14 protein-coding genes are annotated in these 21,332 nt (G+C 42.8%); 9 read left to right on the top strand and 5 right to left on the bottom strand.

Translation table 11 applies throughout. From position 1 onward, the window contains the following. The 8 genes from ACZW67_RS03505 (at nucleotide 1) to ACZW67_RS03470 (ending at nucleotide 12,879) form a co-directional block, all read left to right on the top strand. Complete coding sequence (locus tag ACZW67_RS03505; protein WP_465182173.1) at nucleotides 1–1,830, top strand: IucA/IucC family protein; 1,830 nt, start codon at nucleotides 1–3, stop codon at nucleotides 1,828–1,830. A gap of 117 nt (nucleotides 1,831–1,947) precedes the next feature. Continuing rightward, the gene (locus ACZW67_RS03500) at nucleotides 1,948–3,342 is read left to right on the top strand and encodes a lysine N(6)-hydroxylase/L-ornithine N(5)-oxygenase family protein (RefSeq protein WP_465182172.1); all 1,395 of its coding nucleotides are present in this window, start codon (nucleotides 1,948–1,950) and stop codon (nucleotides 3,340–3,342) included. 61 nt (nucleotides 3,343–3,403) lie between these two features. Next, nucleotides 3,404–4,006 carry a GNAT family N-acetyltransferase gene (locus ACZW67_RS03495; protein WP_465182171.1) on the top strand — a complete coding sequence of 201 codons (603 nt, stop codon included), beginning with the start codon at nucleotides 3,404–3,406 and terminating at the stop codon, nucleotides 4,004–4,006. Next, nucleotides 4,006–5,490 (top strand): MFS transporter, encoded by a 1,485-nt coding sequence (locus ACZW67_RS03490; RefSeq protein ID WP_465182170.1) that lies wholly within the window; start codon nucleotides 4,006–4,008, stop codon nucleotides 5,488–5,490. Before ACZW67_RS03495 ends, ACZW67_RS03490 begins: the two co-directional genes overlap by 1 nt. Before the next feature lie 120 nt (nucleotides 5,491–5,610). Further along, complete coding sequence (locus tag ACZW67_RS03485) at nucleotides 5,611–7,530, top strand: IucA/IucC family protein (protein ID WP_465182169.1); 1,920 nt, start codon at nucleotides 5,611–5,613, stop codon at nucleotides 7,528–7,530. Between the two features lie 4 nt (nucleotides 7,531–7,534). After that, nucleotides 7,535–9,628, top strand: a complete 2,094-nt coding sequence (locus ACZW67_RS03480) for an IucA/IucC family protein (protein WP_465182168.1) — start codon at nucleotides 7,535–7,537, stop codon at nucleotides 9,626–9,628. Nucleotides 9,629–9,721: 93 nt separating this feature from the next. Further along, nucleotides 9,722–10,366 (top strand): RraA family protein, encoded by a 645-nt coding sequence (locus ACZW67_RS03475; protein WP_465182167.1) that lies wholly within the window; start codon nucleotides 9,722–9,724, stop codon nucleotides 10,364–10,366. Between the two features lie 191 nt (nucleotides 10,367–10,557). Continuing rightward, a complete protein-coding gene (locus ACZW67_RS03470; protein WP_465182166.1) occupies nucleotides 10,558–12,879 on the top strand; it encodes a TonB-dependent receptor in 2,322 nt (773 codons plus the stop codon). 108 nt (nucleotides 12,880–12,987) lie between these two features. On the opposite strand, the gene ACZW67_RS03465 is transcribed toward ACZW67_RS03470, so the two are convergent. Further along, a complete protein-coding gene (locus tag ACZW67_RS03465; protein WP_465182165.1) occupies nucleotides 12,988–14,262 on the bottom strand; it encodes a tyrosine-type recombinase/integrase in 1,275 nt (424 codons plus the stop codon). Between the two features lie 1,358 nt (nucleotides 14,263–15,620). Here ACZW67_RS03465 and ACZW67_RS03460 point away from each other — a divergent pair. Then, a complete protein-coding gene (locus ACZW67_RS03460; RefSeq protein ID WP_465182164.1) occupies nucleotides 15,621–16,265 on the top strand; it encodes a hypothetical protein in 645 nt (214 codons plus the stop codon). 146 nt (nucleotides 16,266–16,411) lie between these two features. Here ACZW67_RS03460 and rhuM read toward each other — a convergent pair whose 3' ends face one another. From rhuM to ACZW67_RS03440, 4 genes are all read right to left on the bottom strand, one after another. Continuing rightward, the gene (gene rhuM, locus ACZW67_RS03455; protein WP_465182163.1) at nucleotides 16,412–17,404 is read right to left on the bottom strand and encodes a RhuM family protein; all 993 of its coding nucleotides are present in this window, start codon (nucleotides 17,402–17,404) and stop codon (nucleotides 16,412–16,414) included. A 68-nt stretch (nucleotides 17,405–17,472) separates the two neighbouring features. Further along, on the bottom strand, nucleotides 17,473–18,216 hold the full coding sequence (locus ACZW67_RS03450) for a M90 family metallopeptidase (protein WP_465182162.1): 744 nt from the start codon (nucleotides 18,214–18,216) through the stop codon (nucleotides 17,473–17,475). 174 nt (nucleotides 18,217–18,390) lie between these two features. Beyond that, nucleotides 18,391–20,445 carry an autotransporter domain-containing protein gene (locus ACZW67_RS03445; protein WP_465182161.1) on the bottom strand — a complete coding sequence of 685 codons (2,055 nt, stop codon included), beginning with the start codon at nucleotides 20,443–20,445 and terminating at the stop codon, nucleotides 18,391–18,393. Between the two features lie 231 nt (nucleotides 20,446–20,676). Then, nucleotides 20,677–21,261: a TetR/AcrR family transcriptional regulator gene (locus ACZW67_RS03440; protein ID WP_465182160.1), complete on the bottom strand. Its 585-nt coding sequence runs from the start codon at nucleotides 21,259–21,261 to the stop codon at nucleotides 20,677–20,679. Nucleotides 21,262–21,332: the final 71 nt, after the last annotated feature.

Here is a 21,332-nt window from a genome sequence, read left to right as displayed (position 1 = left end):
ATGATGCAGCATAAAACGCTTGATCGACTTACACTACAAAATCTAATTAATGCTTACTGTTTTGAGACTGGGCGCGGCGATATTATTGCCGTAGAGCAGCAGGATGATATACAGAAGCAGGCCTCACAAAATAAGCTTCTATTAGTGCTAATGCTATTGCCTTCGAACACGGTAATGGTCGTTCCTGTCGACAGAGTGAGCCAATTGGGTCAGCATCGTTTGGCGGGCACGCCGCTTATATTGAATAAGCAGGTAAGCATACGATTAGACTCGAAACTAGACACGCAACTGGACGACCCTTTGCAAAACAGCCGATGGATAAAATCCTCTGCTATGAGCCTAGCGTCTTTGATTATTGAAGACATCGTGCATCGTTATAAAGACAAAGCGACGCTAGATGCCAATGGCGTATTAAAGCGCTGGATTGAGAGTTATGAGGGGCTGCAGATTATTTTAGAGCATCGCAATGATGAGATTGATGACATCGTTGACTATCAACAAGACTTTATTCAGACCGAACAAAACCTTATTTACGGTCATGCCATGCATCCTACACCCAAAGGCCGTGCCGGCTTTTATGGTGCCGAATGGGCGAAGTATGCGCCCGAGACCAGTAGCAAAACCCAGCTGCATTACTGGCTAGTGCATCCTGGCTGCATTACAGAAGAATTCGTAGATGGCGAGAGTATTACCACAGCGCTCAAATCAAAGGTACAAGCTGATATGAGTGGCTATCAGCAGCAACTTGTGGATGAGCATCCTGACTATAAGCTGTTGCCATTGCACCCTTGGCAAGCAAGGTTTTTGCAGCAGCAGCCGTGGTATCAAAAGCTGCTAGAAAAAGGTCAATTGTTCGACTTGGGTGAGCTCGGTTGGTATCTGCATCCGACTACATCAGTACGCACGCTAGCGGCCTTTGATGCACCTTGGATGTTTAAATTGTCGTTGTCTGTAGCGATTACCAATTCGGTGCGGATTAACCTGCCCAAAGAATGCAAGCGCGGGATGCATGCCTGCCGAATCTGGCGTAGCGACTATGGTACTCAGCTCAAGACCGAGTATCCTACGATTGCGGTATTGAATGATCCTGCTTGGATTGCCTTACGTGTCGACGGCAAAATCATTGATGAGACCATTTGTATCTTACGTGACAACCCTTTTACAGAGGATACGCAAGTCACCAATCTTGCCAGCTTAAGCCAAGACCATCCAACCCGTCTCACCAATCGCTTAGAGACACTGTTTAAGTCCATCCATAAACGGACAGATGAACCTTTAGAACAGGTGGCTGTCCAGTGGTTTGACACTTATTTACAAGTTGGTTTTATACCGCTGGTTCATATGTATTATCAGCATGGTATTGGGTTTGAGGTACATCAGCAAAACAGTCTGATCGAGCTAAAAGACGGCTATCCTACTAAGTTTTGGGCCAGAGACAATCAAGGCTTTGGCTATATTGCTGAGTATGCCACGCCGCTCATTGACGCTTATCCCGAGCTGATTAGCGAAGGAGAGTGTGTCATTCCAGAAGACTTTGCCGACTCAAGATTTGCCTATTATTTAGTTGGCAACAGTATATTTGGTCTTATCACTGCTATTGCTCGTACTCAGCTTGTGAGTGAGGAGACATTAATTACGACGTTTAAAGCATGTCTAATAGCGTTAGAGCAGCAATACCCGCATCGTTCGTTATTTGACTTGTTGTTGCGTAGCCCTACATTGCCGTTCAAGGGCAATCTACTCACTAGACTCTATGCACTCGATGAGCTGACCGCACCTGTTGAGACCCAGTCTATTTATGTCGATATCCCAAACCCTATGATGACGTAGCACGTCATATTGAGACGGCAAAGATAAGCACAGGATAGAAGTTAGGGTTCAACAAGAACTAGCATCAGAATTAACGTAACTATCAAATCACTACTACCAAATCACTAAGGGGCGACCGTGTTAGACATTATTGGTATTGGCGTAGGGCCGTTTAATCTAAGTTTGGCGGCATTACTGACAAAGACCGACGTAACCGCCAAGTTTTTTGAGCAAAAAGCTGAGTTTAATTGGCATAAAGGCATGATATTGCCAAACACCACACTACAAGTGCCTTTTATGGCAGACTTGGTGACATTGATAGACCCAACCAGTCCGTATTCTTTTTTGAATTATTTGCATACTCAGCACCGATTGCTCAAGTTTTACTTTTTAGAAGAGTTTAAAATTTATCGTAAAGAGTACAATCACTATTGCCAGTGGGTAGCAGGGCAACTGGATAGTCTGAATTTTGATGCGGCAGTGATAGACGTGGCGTTTGACGACACCAATGATGGGTTTGTAGTGACAGTCTCTGAGCAAGGCAGACAAAACACCTATCATGCTAAAAATTTAGTTATAGGAACGGGCACGCAGGCCACGCTACCACCATCGTTGCAAAACATTGCCAAACAAGCGCCTAACCGCTGTATGCACACTGCCCATTTTGCAGACAATTTTGACTTGGACAGCCTCAATGCTAGTAGCCTTGATCTGAATAGCACCAAGACTGAAGGCAAACTGACAAAAGTGTTGGTGTTGGGATCTGGGCAATCTTCAGCAGAGGTATATCGAACGCTGTTTGATCAGCAGTTTGATGGCGATGATAGTGCTAATGACGACCCTAAGTTTCAGTTAGATTGGATGACTCGCTCGGCAGGGTTTTTCCCCATGGAGTATTCGCCATTAGGCTTGGAGCATTTTAGCCCAGCGTATACAGATTACTTTTATGATTTAGACTCAGCAACCAAGCCACAAGTTACTGCCAAGCAAGACCTGCTCTATAAAGGCATGGGCTTTGAGACCATACGCGATATTTACCACCGCCTCTATGAGCGCAGTATTACCAATCAAGATTTGTATTCGACGTTGCTGTCTAACTGTGAAGTGGTTGAGGCTACTCTGACAACAATGCTAGAAGCGCCAGAGCCGACAGACACCATAAAACTGGTAGTTAAACAGCGTGAGCAGAATCAAGATTTTACTGCTGAGTATGATTGTGTGATTGCTGGTACAGGCTATCGTTACGGTCTGCCTGAGTGCTTAAATACGCTACTGCCTAGCATCGCGCACGATGCGTTTGAGCAGCCAATCATTGATAGAGACTATGCACTGCAATATGTGCTGACGGATCAAAAAGATAATGCGACTGATGGCAAGATTTTTGTACAAAACCAAGAGGTCCATACTCATGGCGTTGGCGCACCAGACTTGGGGCTGGGTGCTTATCGAGCAGGATGCATTATCAATCAGTTGACAGGTGAGCAGACTTACGACACTGATGCCTTAAAAGTGTTTCAAAAATTTGGCGCGTAGTGTTTTATAAGCATCGTATTTCATAAAAACCATCTAACAAAATAATAACTAGGAGCAAGTCATGCCGACCATTACCCAAAATCTACCCGATACGTTTAGCATTGAAGCTTATCAAAAGACGTTTGCGTTGAGACCTGTCAAATACCCAGATGATATGCCATTGCTGTATAAATGGATGCATGCTGAGCATGTGGTCGATCAATGGCAGCTACATCTCCCGATGCCGCAGCTAAAAACCCATTTTGAAAAAATGCTGGCCGATGACCATCAGCGTCTCTACCTCATACTTTGTGATGATAAGCCGATTGGCTATACAGAGATTTATGAAACGGCTCGTGACCGGTTATCTCATTATTACAAAGCCAAAGAGACGGACATGGGCTGGCATATTTTGCTTGGCGATCCAGCAGTAGTGGGTAAAGGTTATCTTAAGCCAACAGGCATGATGATTACCAAGCTTATATTTGAGCATACTGAGGCCAAAAAAATCGTGGTCGAGCCGGATAGTAAGGTTGAGGTGTATCAATGGATTGCTGATAGCTTCGCTTATCGCGTACAACGTCTGATTGAGATGCCAGAAAAAACCGCCTCATTGTATTTTTGCAATCGCGATGAGTTTCTAGAATCTAGAGGGTATCTGAATTTCTATGGTGCCACTGCTTAATGAGCAATGCCCCTATAAATAAGGCATCTACAACTGAGTCGCCTATAAACGAAGCCTCGAAGAGTAGTAGTAATGGCTTGAGCAAAAAACAAGTACAGCAGGTATTACTGACACTATTGCTCGGCGGTACGGTGGTCAGCTTTAGTAATAGTGCGCTTAATCCAGCGATTCCTGTCTTTATGTCGGTGTTTGATGTCGATATCGTGATGGGCGGCTGGGTGTTAAATGCTTATGTCTTGGCCATGAGTGTAGGGCTTATGCTAAGCGGCTACTTAAACAAAAAGTTCCCTTTTAAGCATGTTTATTTGGCGGCAATTTTCGGATTTATGCTGGGCTCAGTCATTGGCATGCTAGCCTATAGTATGAGCTTTGTTATCATTGCCAGAGCCATACAAGGACTGAGTGGCGGTCTGATTATCCCGCTGTCTATTGGTATGCTGTATCAGATTTATCCGCAGCAGCAGCACGGCAGAGTAATGGCGATATGGGGCATTGTTATTATGATGTCGCTAGCGTTTGGCCCTTTGGTCGGTTCTTACTTGGTTGAGCAGTTTGCGTGGTGGACACTGTTTGCCATTACGTTACCACTCAGTGTGGCGGTCATGGCGATGGTGTGGTGGCTAATACCTGATATGCGCTCACATGACAAAAAAAGCCCTTTCGATATCATCGGGTTTATCAGCTTACTCACTTGGCTGCTTGCGATGATGGTTTGGCTGAGCACGCTGAAAATAGATTTTACTGGTGGATTGTTCAGTAGTGACGGCTTATTAAAGATAGCCACGTTGGGTTTATTGTCTGTCGGATTTTTACTGTCCGCGATGGTTTGGTGGGCCTATGAGCGGCGGCAGAAACATCCATTATTAAACGTGCGCTTGTTCAATAATAAGACCTATTTGCACAGTAATATCATTAGCATTAGCCAAACAGTCGGTTTGATGCTGTGTCTCTTGCTATTACCCGTGCTGATACAAGACGTGATGGGCGAGAGTGCTTTATGGACGGGTGTTGTCCTGATGGTCGCGACGCTCGTGGCCAGTATCACCACGCATTACGCTGGCAAGATGGTAGATAAGCAAGGTGCCAGAGGGATTGGCATCGTAGGAATTGCGATTAGTGCGCTGTCTACTTTGATGCTGGCATGGTGCTTGTATCAGCCCACGCTTTGGCTATTAATGTTGATTATGAGTATGCGAGGCGTTGGAGTGGGTCTGGCATACCTACCAACCACTACCGTTGGGTTTAGCAGCTTACCCAAAGACTCTGTCACTGAGGGAGCCGCACTTAATAACATCAGTCGCCGCATCATCTCTAGCATATTTATCACGCTGTCGACCCTTTATATAGGCAGTCGAAGTGCGCAGTTATTGGCAGCAGGTAGTAGTGACGGCATGGCAAGCGCGATCCAAGAAATACTGGTGGTCATCGCGGTGATTTTATTATTCACGATTCCTTCAGCGTGCAAATTACCACGATCCCCATAAACAAATACCCCGTATAAGGGTTTACTTTAACTTATCAACGTAAATAATTATCATTCGCTTTACACGCATCTAAATTCATACTTTTACTTGATTCAATTTTCAGACAGGAAGCTTATATCTATGTCCAATCATCTAGCAAACTCTACCAAAAATAATAATAGTGCAAATGTCACTTATGCAACTAAACCGTGGCAAGCACCTGTTAATTCTAAAATCATAGCACGCGCTGAGCAACGGGTGATTAAGCAATTGCTACAAGCATTGTTATATGAAAATATTATTGATTTTGAATCTGAAAGTGCGAACACCGCTAATGACAGTGCTGATAGTGAGACTCTGCTGAATTTTGTTATCAAAGTAGATGGTGATGTCTGTTATACCGCGCAAGGCTATATTCATTACAGTTTTGACATCATTCGTTTGAATGAGTTAAATGTGCAGCGAGTGGTTAATGGTGTTGCCCAAGACGCCATTCTTGAGCACGTAATCAGTGATATCTTGCTCAACATTGAGGGTGCAGAACTCAAAGACAGCTTTATCAAAGAGCTGCGTCATACCTTAGTGAATGAAACACAGTCTCAGATACTGACTTCTAATATACATGTACCTATTGATACGCTCACTTATGAGCAACTCGAAGGCTATTTGACGGCAGGGCATCCTTATCATCCGTGTTTTAAGTCTCGTATTGGTTTTGATTTGCAAGACAACTATAACTATGGGCCGGAATTTGATCAGAACATCGACGTAGTATGGTTGGCGGTCAAAAAAGAGCTACTGGTGAGCAATACCACTACTGGTATCGATATCAATGAATGGGTGAAAGATTATGTGGGTGCTGATGAATTTGATGCACTTAATGCCAAACTCACAGAAGTAATTACAATCACAAATGAGACAGCTAATGATTATTGCCTAATACCTGCACACCCTTGGCAATGGCAAAATACCTTAATTCAAGCGTTACAACCACTGATTGCCACGCAAGAGATTATCTACTTAGGTAGTACAGGTCATCAGTACCGCGCTCAGCAGTCTATTCGCTCATTGACGATGCTTGGTAATGCTGATGACTATGTTAATGGTGATAATGACGTCAGTAATAATAAAGCCTACTTAAAGCTGAGTATGCATCTGATTAATACCTCAAGCACGCGAATACTAGCAAAGCATACCGTGATGAATGCGGCTGTTGTCACCACTTGGTTAAATCAACTGATTGCAGATGACAAGACTGCCCAAGCATTACCCATTGCGTTTTTAGGTGAGACCGTTGGTGTCAGTCTCGACCATGAGGCGTTACGCACACGTGGCTACCAGCATCCAAATATGTATGGCGGGCTAGCTGCGATTTGGCGAGAAAACGTAAACCAGTATTTATCAGAAGGTCAAACAGCATTTCCGCTCAATGGTGTCAGTTATATCAATGCTGATGGCTCGCATCTGATAGCACCTTGGCTTGATAAATATGGTGTAGAGACATGGATTGCGCAGTTAATTAAGGTCACTGTTACCCCTTTGTTACATATCCTATTTGGTTATGGTGTGGCATTAGAGTGCCATGCGCAAAATATCGTCTTGGTACATGAAGATGGTTATCCCGTAAAAATATTATTAAAAGACTTGCATGACGGGGTTCGCTATTCACCCACGCATTTGACTCAACAACACTTGCGTCCAGACTTTTATAGCTTGCCACCTGCTCATGCTGCCTTAAATAGAGGCTCATTCATCGAGACCGAAGATACAGATGGCATTCGTGATATGACGGTTGCTTGCTTGTTTTTTGTGGCATTGTCAGATATTGCGATTTTTATGCAGACGTATTATAACTATGCTGAAGTGGCGTTTTGGCAACAGGTTGCTGACTGCGTAACTGACTATCAAACCTCTCATCCAGAGCATCAAGTACGCTTTGACTTGTTTGATGTATTCGCTGAACAAACGCGCATTGAGTCATTGGCTAAGCGCCGATTATTCGGAGATAAGGCATTCCCGATTAAATACATTAATAACCCACTGTTTAAAAGTCAGGGGTAAGACGATGTATACATTATTTCCTGTACAAAATTCTGCGCAAAACAGCCACCTTGATGCAAATCCTGATTCAGATATCGAGGCCATTCAATGGTCGCTGATTAGCCATTTGGTAGAGTGCTTTCTATTAGAGCAGTGGGTGGATGAGCACCTTATTCAAGTGACAACCATCCATGAGTACTTGGCAAATCATCAGACGACCCAAGCTCAAGACGCGCATCAATTTTTAGAATCACTACCACAGCAGCATCAAGATTTTTTTGACCAAGACAACCCATTAATGGTGATGCAAGTTGACCAAAATAGACAGTTATTACTACTGGTCGATCCTGCTTATACTTCACCATGGCGACTATCTAAATCCTGTTTGCCTATCATACACAGTGTCAATGACAGTCTTAATAGCATCCTCAATAACAATCATTATGTAGATAACACTTTGCTAGAGCCAGTAAGGTCAGCACAGCAATTGTTAGATATCTTTTTATCAATGATGGACAGTGACAGCTTATCTGACGTCGGTGTCTTAAAGCTAAAAGAGAGCTTAGAGGCTTCTTTTATAGCGCAGCAACAGTCAGCAGTGGCAAACATCACGACTACAGTATGTCAGAATCCGCATTGGCATCAAACCTTGATTGCAGCGGAGCAGTGGGCCTCACTGATGGATCGTCCGTTTCATCCACTGGCAAAAGGCAAGTTGGGCTTTACGGCAACAGAATACAAATGTTATATGGCAGAGTTTAACCAGCCCATTAAACTGGTATGGGTCGCCATCGCCAACAGCCATGTCATGGTGGCAGAGCATGTTCAAGACACAACAACGAAAAATCCAGCGAAATATCTTTTGGATACTACGCAGCAGCAGAAGTTGATGCGAGAGCTAGACGATAAAGGTATTACGGAGACGCACATTGCGATGCCCGTACACCCTTGGCAAATGACTCATGTGATTGATGACATGTATACCGACGATCTTGCCAATGGCACAGTTGTCGCCCTCAAGTTTGATACGCTCATCACTTATGCCAGCTCATCCATGCGCAGTTTGCTGATTGATGCTGATACGCCAAATAGCATTAAGCTGCCTATAGGTGTGTACGCACTGAACTCAAAACGCTACTTGCCAGCCCTCAAGCTGATCAATGGTGAAAAAAACCAATCCATATTGATGCAGGCAAGAACGTTAGACCCCGTACTATCAGCACAGCTACGGTTATGGGATGAACGTCTGTGGTGGGGTTACATGTCGCCCTCTCATTTGCATGATAAAAGCGCTATCAATCCTTACTTCTATCAAGAAAAGCCCACGCATCTAGGCGCGATGCTACGTCAATTACCAGCAGATATGTGTGACGATACGATTCAACTGTTACCCATGGCAAGCTTGGGTATGTTGGTTTACAAGCAGGGTGTCAGCCATCACATTTTTGACGGGATTGTTCAGGAGGGCATTCATAGTACTAACCAGAATAGTAGCCAGGACAGCATCCAAGAAGTTGCGCCACAGAATAAAAAAACTGCTGCCATAGTGCGTTTTAAGAATCTTTGTGATGTGTTTTTGGGAACGATGCTGCGCTGTCTACGCCTAGGGTTTGCGCCTGAGATGCACGGGCAGAATATAGCCATCGTATTAAAAGACAATCGTTTTACGAGTCTGTTACTACGTGACCATGATTCCGTACGTATCTATGTACCATGGCTGGCACGCCATAAAATATCAGATCCTGAGTATTTAAGCCCGCCAGATTTTAAAAACCGTCTATATCGCGAGACGCCGCAAGCGCTGATATTTTATCTACAGTCATTAGGGTTGTTAGTTAATATTCGGGCGATTATCGAGTCACTGGTTGAGCACTATCATATTAATGAAGATACGCTGTGGCACGAGGCAATGATAAGTATTGAGGAATCCTTGGTGACTATCGATTTTGATGACGATCAGCGTCAGATACTCCGTGATGAGCTATTGAACAGTTCACATTACCCGCATAAAACATTGCTATTGCCTGTGATTGCACGTGGCTCCGATCCTCATGGCAGTATGCCAGCTGGAGAAAGCAAAACGATCAATCCGTTTACGCGTGTTAAGAAAAGCCGCTAGCCAATTAACCCTTTTAACCAATAGCTACTTAGTGATGCGACAAAAGTTATCAAGAAACAAGCAAAAGCTAAAAAGTGCGATAGTGAGAATATAATGAATGACATCGACATTAATGATCTTATGGATGCTTATAAAGAGATAGGCACTTCAACCATTGGTCATCTAACGGGAGTAGGGTATTTACCAGATATTAAGCCACTCAATCCCTGCACGGCTACCATAGTAGGCCGAGTGTTAACAGTCCAACTAACCTCTGACAACACGGAGGTGATTAATCAGGCATTGATTCAAGCAGCGCCTAATGATGTGTTATGTATTGATGCTCAAGTATTAGGCATTAAAGCATGTTGGGGAGCACTGCGAACTTGCGCGGCTATCTACGAGAAGCTATCAGCGGTAATTATTATTGGACAGGCGACTGACTCAGTACAAATTCAGCAGCTGGACTTCCCTGTATTTGCAAAAGGCGTCAGTGCTGTGACCACCTTTAAAAGCGACCACATACAAGGCACGCTAGCATCCGATATTGCCTATCGCTTTGGTGAGCAGACAACGATTATCCGTTCAGGCGATATCGCTATGATGGATAATGATGGTGTGTTTATATTGCCTGTTGATGTAGCGCAGCAGCTATTACCAGATTGTCAAAAAAAGCACAAAGAAGATGAGGTGAAGTTTCAGATATTTTTTGAGGCTTACCGTAATAATCGGCTGGATAAGTTATTTGAAAGCCAGTGAAGTTATTAATTATAGAACGACTCAGTCGCACCTAAAATTGGCATATATTACTACTTACAACAAGGTAAAAATTCATCTGGAAATAAAAACAATTATCATTTACAATGCTATTCACAAAGTTAGTACACACAGTATTATTAGCTAAATATAACTGATACCACTATTTGACGACCCAACTAAGTGAAGTAAATATGAAAAGCCATCATCAAGTTGCTCTATCCGTTCTTACCCTCTGTATTAGCCAGCAGTTATATGCACAAACCAATGATAATACGGCATCTGTGGCCGAAGAGAATTCAGCAGAGCTGGCGTCGAGTGCGGCATCAACTGAGACGCCTAATGTGACTTTAGATACCATTAAAGTCACTGCTAGTGCCAGAACAGGTACTGCACTGGCTCAGAAGATTAGTGAGATGCCAGCCGTCACGCAAGTGATTACTGAAAGCGAGATTCAGATGCAGGCGACGGGCAACCGTACCACTGGTGACGTATTGGCACAGCTGATTCCGAGCTTGGGTACCAGTAGTGGTTCGACCAGCAACTATGGCACCACCATGCATGGCCGTCCAGTACAGTTTTTGCTAAATGGTGTACCGTTAAGCGGTTCACGCAGTCTTTCACGTGAGCTTAACAGTATTGATACGTCACAGCTTGAGCGGGTAGAGGTGCTTTCGGGTGCCACCAGTATCTATGGTGCTGGCGCGTCAGGTGGTCTGATTAACCTTGTGACTAAATCTCTGGTGGGTTATGGCCCTATTAGACAAACCAGAGTGGGCGTTAGTAGCAGTCGTGACTTTGATTCAGATTCATTTGGCTATAATGTAGGGCAATCTTTAGGATATGGCGGTGAGCGGGTTTATGGGCGCTTAGATGTTGATTATGAGACCAAAGGTGGTAAGTTTGATAGCAAAGGCGACCGAGTTAGCCCTGATGTCAACCAAACGGATCAACAAGATACCGAATCACTAAGTGTGAATGGTAGCTTAGGTATAGAGCTAACGGACACCCAACGTCTTGATCTCGCAGCGACTTATTATAAAGATAAGCAAGATACTGACTACGGCCCAGACTACGGTGATGGTTTAGCCGTGTTATATGGTGCCAGCCCATCTTTAGTAGCCATTGATGGCGCCAACGTAGAAAACCAGCCTTATACCGAAAAAAGCTCGGTAAATTTAAATTATAGTGATGATGATTTTGTAGGCTCAGGTTCTAGCTTAAGCTTGACTGGTTACTACAGAAACGAAAAAGGTCGTTTTTACCCTTCCGTTAAAGCTGTAACAGAGCAAGATGATTATGTTTATTATGCAAATGGTAATCCATATTTTATCACTCAGTCAGAAGCGGAAATTGATGTCATGGGTCTGCGTGCCGCTATGCAAACAGAAACTGAACTTGCTGGTAAAAAGACATTATTTAGCTACGGCGCTGATTTTGAACGTGAAAACAGCGAGCAAACCTACGATGGACAAGACTTTACGGCATTTTATGTTAGCAATGGCTTAACGGCTAAAACAAACGGTCTCACCTATAATGCTGGACCAGATACCACCATTGATAAACTGGGTGCTTTTGTCAATGCAGATGTGGATTTGACCGATAAGTGGCATACCAGTGCTGGCGTGCGTTATCAAAAGCTGTCATCGGATACTGATGCCTTTGTACCGGTCTACGAACAAATGATGGAAGAGTATTACGCTAACGATCCTACAAATAATTATGAAGCAGGAACGGTAGAAGCAGGCAGTACCGACCATGACAAAGTACTCTTTAATCTTGGTACCAGCTATCAGATAACACCGAAAGATCAATTGTTTGCCAATTTTTCACAAGGTCTTGATACCGCAGATATACAGCGAGCGCTGCGAGATGTGCGTGCCGGCTTCGTGGTTAATTCAGACAATGTTCAACCGATTGCAACCAATAACTATGAGTTTGGTTGGCAGGGCAAACACGGTGATACAGCAGCACGCTTGAGCGGTTTTTATAACGAATCAGATAAAGTAGTACGCTTTACAGACAGCTATACTGTCGAGGTTGTAGATACTGATGAGCGTGTTTATGGCGTAGAAGGTTCACTGACTCATGACCTTAGCGATCAGTGGCAAGTAGGTGGTAGTGTGGCATATACCCGTGGTCAATATGATTATAATGGCGATTGGTTAGAGCTAGATGCTGTGCGCCTAACACCGTTAAAAGGCACCGCATTTGCTCAGTATAACTTTGATGAAGGCAGTAATATACGTCTGCAAGCATTGGCCGTTGGCGGTGATGACAGAGCTTCTAAAGATCAACAAAAAGACCCTGATTCTAGTGCATTGCCAGTTACGGGTTACATGACATTGGATGTGTTGGGACAAGTAGAAATGCCAGTAGGCCGAGTAGGTTATGGTATTTATAACCTACTTAATAAAGACTATTTAACGGTTTACCATCAAACCACTTACGGAGACCTGAACCGCTTACCAGCAGCAGGCACCACTTATGGTTTAAGCTATACCGTCGATTACTAAAAACAGAACGTATAAAAACCCTTCACGCTATGAAAATTTAGCGTGAAGGGTTTTTTATGTTTTGATTGTCAGTAATATGGCTATCTACACGTCGTAGAAACGACATCATTACTTTTTAGAGTTATTTCGGAGCTCATCTATATAATTTGCCCAATCCTGCATCATATCTACTCTGATATCTATCTCATCGAGTCTATTGTAAGCACCACCATGCGTGTCTTTAATTCTATGACCCAGCTGCAATTCTGTGACGATATCCGAATAGCGTAACTCAGGCTGTTCCATCAGCAATGTTTTAGCCGATGCCCGAAATCCATGCGCACATTGCACATCTTTGTATCCCAGCCGATGAAATATCTGCACCAACGTGGCTTTACTAATATAAGCATTGCCTGAACCGCGCATCGAAGCAAATACATATTCTTTATGGCCTGTGATGGACTGCATGTTTCTTAGACGTGCAATCACTTGTGTCGCCAATGGTACGACTAAATGCGAGACCATATCATCACGACCTTCACCTTTAATGGGGGAGAATGACCACAAATTATTATCCCAATCTATATCACTCCAACGCATAGACCGTAAATCGATACTACGTACAAACACATAAGGTAATAAGTTCATCGCCTCTAATGTGATCTTACTTGCACCTCTAAAATCAGACATATCCTTTAAGAGAGTCGCAAATTGATCTGGCTTGGTAATAGCTGGCAAATGATTGCCTGAGTTGGCAGGTGCAAGCTCACCACGTGTATCAATCGCCACATTTCTATCACACAGTCCTCGTGCGACAGCGAATGAAAACACCTTTTCAGTATATAGCCGAGTGCTTGCACCAACGAAAGTCGCTTGGTTGTCATTGTTTTGAATCGACTCACACACGCTTAATATCATCTCGCTAGTGATATCGTTCATTCTTAAGTCGCCAATTTCGCGACACATATATCCGAGACATAGATCCCAAAACTTAAGAGTCGACTCACTAAATGACAGTTTTTTAGATTTGCCTTGTTGGCGACCTGATGTTTTGTGATCTCGCCACGCTTTTGCAATCTCAGAAAATGGTGCATTTTTTAGATGAGCATATTTATTAGTTTGCTCTTTTTGATGGATAGCTTTGGGGTCAGAGCCTTTTGCTACCGTATTAAGTATAGTCTCTGCTTTATACTTAACTTCATACAAACTGATGTCTTCAACTTTACCCAACATCATCCTAGGTCGCTTACCATCGATGTGCGGATGAGAATATCGCAGGTAGTATTCCTTTTTACCATTTGGATAAATACGAAGACTCAAACCTGCCACACCTGAGATGCTAACCGAATAGTCTTTATCTCGGCATTCAAGTTTGTTGATGTCATTTGCATTGTCGACAGCCATGATGTGTATCCATAAATATAATAAGTAAGGCGAATGATAGGTTTAGGATTTATAACTTATGAAAAGCGTCCTATCTATAAGCATAAAGAACTATTGGACACTGGCATGGACACTAGTATTTGAAAATATAACCTATAAAACCTTTTAAGTAATGGTTATTCATACTTAATTATCCCCAAGGTTCACTTGGGGATGATTATAGCATAATGGCCAAAATAAGGAGTAGGTCATGTCACTGTTGGCCTACACACCATTTTTGCTAGTTATTTTGATAGATAATTAAACGCCATTTTGGTGTAGACAGTCGATTTGGTAAGCAGTTGAGAGGGTTTTCTATAAAACACATGCTCCTGTACTCGCACAGAATATCTAAATCAGGGTCGTAGTACTGTTCTGTGCAAATTTGGAAGATGTAAATTTTGTGGGTAATATATAAAATACATAACAAAAAGAGAAGTACATTAAAAATTATCAATGAATCATTTATTAGTCTTAAAATTTGCTTAACGATAAGAAGTAAAGAGCAATTATTGCCGTGATAGATAAGATTTCTAGAAACATAAGGGGTTTTCAAATCAGTGCTAACCAATACTCCAATCCGGCTTTTAATTGAAATATGAAAAAGGATGGGTACGATGGCTTGGATGGATAATACTCAAGAGCGATATAAAACTAAGAGCATTCGAGGGAGTTATGCCGTTTAGTGCAATTTTTGCAATTAAACTTAGATTGGTGATATCAGCACATATCCAGATTAATAAATGATAGATACCGTTAATAGGTTATTAAGGTGTCTATACTAGGAATTTAGTCAGCGAATACATCTAATCAATAAATGAGTTAGCAGTCATGATCATGAAGAATAAAAAGCTAACTGTATGTTCAGATATAAATAGATGGTCGATACTGTAGAGAGGTTTAGAATCTCTATGCCTGGTTGTATAAAACTTTTGGAATTTAAATGTTTGATAAAAGATAAAAGTGGCCGTTCCAACAATACATATATAAAAGACTTTTGAAAATAATCCTCAATACTCGCGAGCGACAGTCAAAGATATTTCTGAATAACTAAACAGGATGACGTTGGTCGGTGAGAGCTGGGAAACTGGATAAGAATTCGATGGTTAAAAATATGATGAGAAGTACATGATTGCTGTAATTCTATAGTTGATACGCCATAAACCTAATGCTCAATAGAGCCTATTTAACATAATATACATTATGCGAAAACAAACCAACGGTTTGAGGTGGTTTTGAATAAATATCCTGAACAACATTAAAATTATCTTTACTAACTTGTTCCAGTATTTTTATGCTAACGTCTAATCATACCTGATCACATATTTAAGGATATTTTTATGACAAGAGCATCTTTTTCAAAACTGTCCACTATTGGGATTTTAGCGCCAGTATTATTTATCACTGGTTGCCAATCTTTGGCGACAACATCTGATATTCATAACAGCGGTCATTCATCTGAAAGCCACGCTACAATGGAAAACAACCAACAGACACTGATACAGCAAGCCACACATATTCAGCAAGCATTAGCGAATCAAAACTATGCTGCTATCATTGATGATATTCATCCAACACGCGGCGTTCGGTTTTCGATGTACGCTTATGTGCGTCCAGAGACTGACAAAGTCTTTAGTCGTGAACAGTATGCGCAATATCTACAGCAGTCCAAAATTCGCTTCACTTGGGGCGAAAAAGACGGTACTGGCGATCTATTAATCACGCCGCTACCAACATATTTAGATACTTGGGTTACTGCCAACAAGTTTAATAGTGTTACGCCTAGCAGCAATGGCCTTAAGTCTCATGGCAATATGATTAATAACATAGACAACATATATCAAAAATCAGATGTTGTAGAGTTCTATCATAAAGGTACAGAAAAATATGCTGGAATGGACTGGCGCGCTCTACGCTTGGTATTTGATGAGTATAAAGGCAAGCGTTATCTGGTGGCGATCATTAATGACCAATGGACTGTTTAGGGCCGATAAAAATGATTGACTGATCTCTTTTATAGAGCGCGTTTAAAATGGCAGCCTAATCTATCTGATTATAAATGCCATATATTCAAATATTAAGATATATATCCCAACTTATATTACTTGATTTTTGGTGACAAGCTTGTTTATTAGCCTTCTAAAGACAACATATTCATAATCAGTTTGATCAGAGTCTCTTTTTGATTAGGGTCAGATTCAGCGACCAATAAGGTTAATGCCGCAAGCCCAGTATTATTGATGACCATGTCACCTTTATCATTCAGCAGTCGGTGATTACGATGCAAAAAATCCACGAACAAAAAAGCGCCACTGCGTTTATTACCATCAGTAAAAGGATGATTTTTTACCATAAAATACAGTAGATGTGCCGCTTTACTCTCGATAGTTGGGTACGCAGGCTCACCAAAGACCGTTTGTTGTAAATTACCCAATACACTATCCAAACCATCACCACGAGGCTTGGCAAATAATTCAGTCGCCTCACCCCTATCTATCAGCTGCGCTTTCAAATCAGTTAACGCTGCCATCGCCTCAGTCGTACTGGGTAAGATACCACCATCTTGCCCTGTAGGACTATCCAGTAGACCTTCATCATAGCGCTGCAACCATAAAAACGTCTGCGTATAGCGGCTTATAATCTCAACCAGTCCGCGTCCTTCGTCGCTTTTAAGCTCGGGGCTTTGTGCGGTTTTTTTGATTAGTTTTAGCGCTTGTTGCAATTCAGTAGAGTTTTTATCGAAGCGCTGTTGATTGAGCGTATAACCTTGTACCAAGTATTCACGCAAGCGCTGCGTTGCCCAACGCCTAAATTGCACACCCTGAGGAGATTTTATGCGATAACCGACTGATATAACTACATCTAGGTCATAAAAAGTCACCGGACGGTCTGAATTTGCAATATGCATTTTTTGCATATTGCTTTTTTCATCGATTTCTTCATCTCTTATGGCATTGGCGATATGACGAGAAACCACTGATTGGTCACGACCAAATAACTCGGTCATTTGTGCTTGTGACAACCAGACGGTCTCTTGCTCAAAACGTACATCTACCTGCGCCTTTCCATCAGCACTTTCATAGATCTCTACTTTTGCCATATCGTCCTTTATAGCGTTAATCATCTCAGCTTCCCCAATTCCAATATGCTGTTTTGAATACAGTTTACTGTCACAACCTCTATAAATATCACTCATAACGGCGTCTGACGAAAGAATTTCACCATAATCTCATAAATATCCGGATAAGCATCGATGAGCTTCTGTGGCGTTTCAAAAAACACTTCACTCAGAACCGCAAAAAATTCCGCAGGATTGGTCGAACCATAACGATCTAGCCCTAACTTGCGATGTGTCTGAAAGTCTTCAAAATCGCGGCTCATAATCTGTGTCCAGTTTGCAGGATCCATATCAGGCTGCATCGGTGGAAAGCCATTAGCACGGCCATTCATCATATCGAGTTTATGTACAAACTCATGAATGACAACGTTGTGTCCGTCACGTTCGCCTGAATGCTTGGCGTCCTTCCATGAGAGAATGACAGGACCACGTAGCCACGCTTCCCCGCTACGGTGCTGAGTGCCTTCGTGGACGATACCAAACTCATCTACCGTGGTGCTGTCACTTTTGTACGAGCCAGGATAAATTATGATGGATGACCAGCCAGCATACCAATCGAGACTTAGGTTTAATATTGGTAGGCACGCTTGCAACGCAATCGACTGTCTGACAGCATTGGTAATCTCAAAACCTTGTGCACCAGTGATGGATTTATCAGCCAAAAACAACGTCGCGAGCTCGCATAAATGCGTCATCTCGTCAACACTTAATCTGTCGAGTATCACGATACGTTTAGCTGCCTCCATCCAATCGGCATGAGTAAATTCACTATTGTCTAGTATGCGCTGCTCACGCCAGTCTCTTATGATGCTAAACATATACGCCATCCCTATTCTTTTAATATTTCGCACACATTGGTATTACTGAATCTGAGTACTGTAACGGTAATCAGTAATACGCACTTATAATTAATATATTGACATGCATAAGCAAAAAACGCTGCTCATAAATGAATTATTGAGCAGCGCAGTCTGACATTCACACATTGAGATTTAAAATTGATATTGCAAGCCTAGTTGTACTGAGCTGTCTTTATCGTCACGTGCAAAGGTGGTGTCGCCATTCAGATACGCATAAACGTTTTTATGAACCTTATTACTCACACTCAACTCAAAACGTCCATAGTCGTCATCTTTATCTGTTTGGGTGATGCTAACCTCTCTTGTTTGACCATCAGCTAAAGACGTTGTCGATAAACTGTCTGTTAAACCATCGTCGATAACATGCACGTAAGCGATTTTTCCTTGAAGTTTGGCAGGCGTGCCCATCAAATCAAAGCCATATTGTAACTGGTAACCAAGCTCTGAATTCCATGCCTCGCTAGAGGTGCTATCAACCTTTAGTGCAGTGCGAGAATTGGCATTGCCACTAGTATATCCATCTATATCTGTATCACTGTAACTCAGACCCAAAAAGACACCATGCGCGACGTTTTTCTTGATAAGAAAATTATAGCCAAGCTCATTGTATGCGCTGAACACATCGGCATTGGCATCACCGCGTTCGCTATTGTTGATAATATTGATGCCGTCATTACCATCCAGTTTTACCGTTCTATTAACGTCCAAGTCATGTTTAGATAAGCTCAGAGATGTGGTGTTCCACCAAGCCGTGTCTTTTCCGCCCAGTAAAGAGTAGGCCTGAACACCATAACTCGTATCTTTTTTAATACCATTTTCTACGGTGTTATTGTTTTGATTGGCCGCTTGCACACCTGCGCCAACACGCCAGCTCGGCAGTACAGTATATTCGCCATACAGACCAATATTGGCGCGAGTGCCCTCTTGCACCTCATCAGCATCCACGTAGCTTTGGGAGCCATCTACCCAAACCTGAGTACGCGACTCAGAATCCAAAGGATCCGCATCATCGAGAGTATGCAATGCCAAAGCATTGGCGCGTTCTAGCACCGCTGAGTGTGAGTCGGTAGCATTAATTTTTAACGCAGCACCCGTCGTATTTTGCAGATTAATAGCGCTTTTGGTTGATGCGATGATATCAGCATTGGTTTGTTCAATAATCAATCTACTGATGATACGAGAGTAGTCACGCATTCTTTGCGCTATGCGTTCTTCACCAAAGGCCGCAGTAAGCACTTCTTCGTTATCTAATGCAGGGTTATGCCATGTATAGCCACCTGGAATATCCGGGTTTTCAGTTTGTGTGTAACCATCATAATCAGGCCCAAGGCCCCAGTTAGTAGCCTCAAATCCAACTACAGGCATCACGCTATCAAAAGATTCTTGATCGCTACAGCAGCCAACGCCATAAGGCTCGTATGACTCTGTATTACCCGGTGCAATAATAGCCGGATTAACTTCTAGTGTAACACCAAGCTCTTTAGCAATACGCAGTGCGTTTTCACGCAAACTCACATTGGCAGCCACTTCATTGCCATCACTGTCATAAGCGTTTCGCCCTGCGTTGGCGTACATTTTGTCGCCTGTAATCAGACTGTCTAGGTTAATCATACCCAGTGCTGTTGATTTTTCTGCGTCCGTTAGCTGATCAACAAATGCCTTTGAACCATTGAGACCGCCCTCCTCTGCACCAAATGCCACAAACTGGATATCATGCTCTGTCTCAATGCCAGTCAGGTTTTTTGTCAACTCAGTTAAGACGCCAGACCCAGAAGCATTATCGTCCAGTGCCTCTAGGTTTTCGTAATTTGGATAGGCGACGGCAGAATCATAATGTGCGCCGACAAATAGCGTTCTGTTGCTGTCAGCACTGCCTTTTTGGGTTACGACAACGTTATTACTCGTTAACGTTTGACCTCTGAATAAACCACGAGGCGCTACGAAATCAAAAGTTTGACGATTGACTTGGTTGTTACTGCCATCGATTGTCATACGCTGCTGCATATAATCAGCAGCTTGGACTTCTTTATCGGAACCTGTATAACGACCTGCATAGTCACGGGCAAGCGTCAGCGCCGTTTCTGTCCCATAATCACCGTACTTGGCCTCTGCAAATACTTGCGAGCCTGTAAGCAGTGTCAGCGCCGCAACCACTGAAATCTTAAGCGGTGATAAGTTAGTATCCAAACTGCTTCTCCTTGGTTAAAGAACTGCAATCAATAGTAAAAAATAACCTAAAGCAATGCACTTTACAAGATAAAAGACTTATGTTTGTTAATTAACTTTTTAAGCAGAATGGTGGCTCATCGAAACGCTATCTACATAGCTATAATCAATACTTACGGATCTAGGATCGCTGTTTGATATTGATTTTCACCTCCATACTGCTGATTTATCGGCTCGTTTAGGAGTGCTTTACTAATGCTTAGCTTTAGTTATGTCAATGGCATCCAACTGTACTTCTACCACTCGTAGCGCCATTGATTTCCAGTCCAAATTTATATCATCGGTAAAAACCATGTGGTGACTGATACTGACGTACCCATGTACGATGGCCCAGATATCTAGCGCTATTTGCCTGCGCTCCTCAATAGTAGCACCATCTGGTAGATACGAACCCGCCACCCGTACCAGTTTTGAAAATGCACTGTCTCTGGCTGCAATGGCTTCTTCAGAGGGCTGATATCCTGCATCAGATTCCCCAAAAATCAGCCGATAGTGTGCCTCGTGTTGCTCGCCCACATTGAGATAACCCAAGCACGCTTCTAATACTTGCTCTTTACATGCTTTACCCTCTGGAATCACATCCATGGCTTCACGGACTAGGTTAAACCCTTCTATGTACAGCGCATCTAGTATGCCCTGCTTGCCTTGAAAATGGCTGTATATACCGATTGTAGACAGACCTGCGCGTTTAGAGATACCACGCACGCTTAAGGCATCCCCGCCTCCTTCTAAGAAAAGCGCTGATGCAGCATTTAATATTTTGGTTCTGGCATCCATTAGATTCTCACTAGGTCTTGACAATTATAACAGTGTTATTTTAGTATATAACACTGTTATGTACAAACAGT

Source organism: Psychrobacter sp. TPE 89C (genome assembly GCF_055522395.1).
This window is presented reverse-complemented; position numbering and strand designations above follow the sequence as displayed.

What these genes read in the sequence shown, in the direction of transcription:
- ACZW67_RS03505 (WP_465182173.1), top strand. Translation starts at nt 1, where the DNA reads ATGATGCAGCATAAAACGCTTGATCGACTTACACTACAAAATCTAATT.
- ACZW67_RS03475 (WP_465182167.1), top strand. Translation starts at nt 9,722, where the DNA reads ATGAATGACATCGACATTAATGATCTTATGGATGCTTATAAAGAGATA.
- ACZW67_RS03485 (WP_465182169.1), top strand. Translation starts at nt 5,611, where the DNA reads ATGTCCAATCATCTAGCAAACTCTACCAAAAATAATAATAGTGCAAAT.
- ACZW67_RS03490 (WP_465182170.1), top strand. Translation starts at nt 4,006, where the DNA reads ATGAGCAATGCCCCTATAAATAAGGCATCTACAACTGAGTCGCCTATA.
- ACZW67_RS03465 (WP_465182165.1), bottom strand. Translation starts at nt 14,262, where the DNA reads ATGGCTGTCGACAATGCAAATGACATCAACAAACTTGAATGCCGAGAT.
- ACZW67_RS03480 (WP_465182168.1), top strand. Translation starts at nt 7,535, where the DNA reads ATGTATACATTATTTCCTGTACAAAATTCTGCGCAAAACAGCCACCTT.
- ACZW67_RS03460 (WP_465182164.1), top strand. Translation starts at nt 15,621, where the DNA reads ATGACAAGAGCATCTTTTTCAAAACTGTCCACTATTGGGATTTTAGCG.
- rhuM (WP_465182163.1), bottom strand. Translation starts at nt 17,404, where the DNA reads ATGATTAACGCTATAAAGGACGATATGGCAAAAGTAGAGATCTATGAA.
- ACZW67_RS03495 (WP_465182171.1), top strand. Translation starts at nt 3,404, where the DNA reads ATGCCGACCATTACCCAAAATCTACCCGATACGTTTAGCATTGAAGCT.
- ACZW67_RS03470 (WP_465182166.1), top strand. Translation starts at nt 10,558, where the DNA reads ATGAAAAGCCATCATCAAGTTGCTCTATCCGTTCTTACCCTCTGTATT.
- ACZW67_RS03450 (WP_465182162.1), bottom strand. Translation starts at nt 18,216, where the DNA reads ATGTTTAGCATCATAAGAGACTGGCGTGAGCAGCGCATACTAGACAAT.
- ACZW67_RS03440 (WP_465182160.1), bottom strand. Translation starts at nt 21,261, where the DNA reads ATGGATGCCAGAACCAAAATATTAAATGCTGCATCAGCGCTTTTCTTA.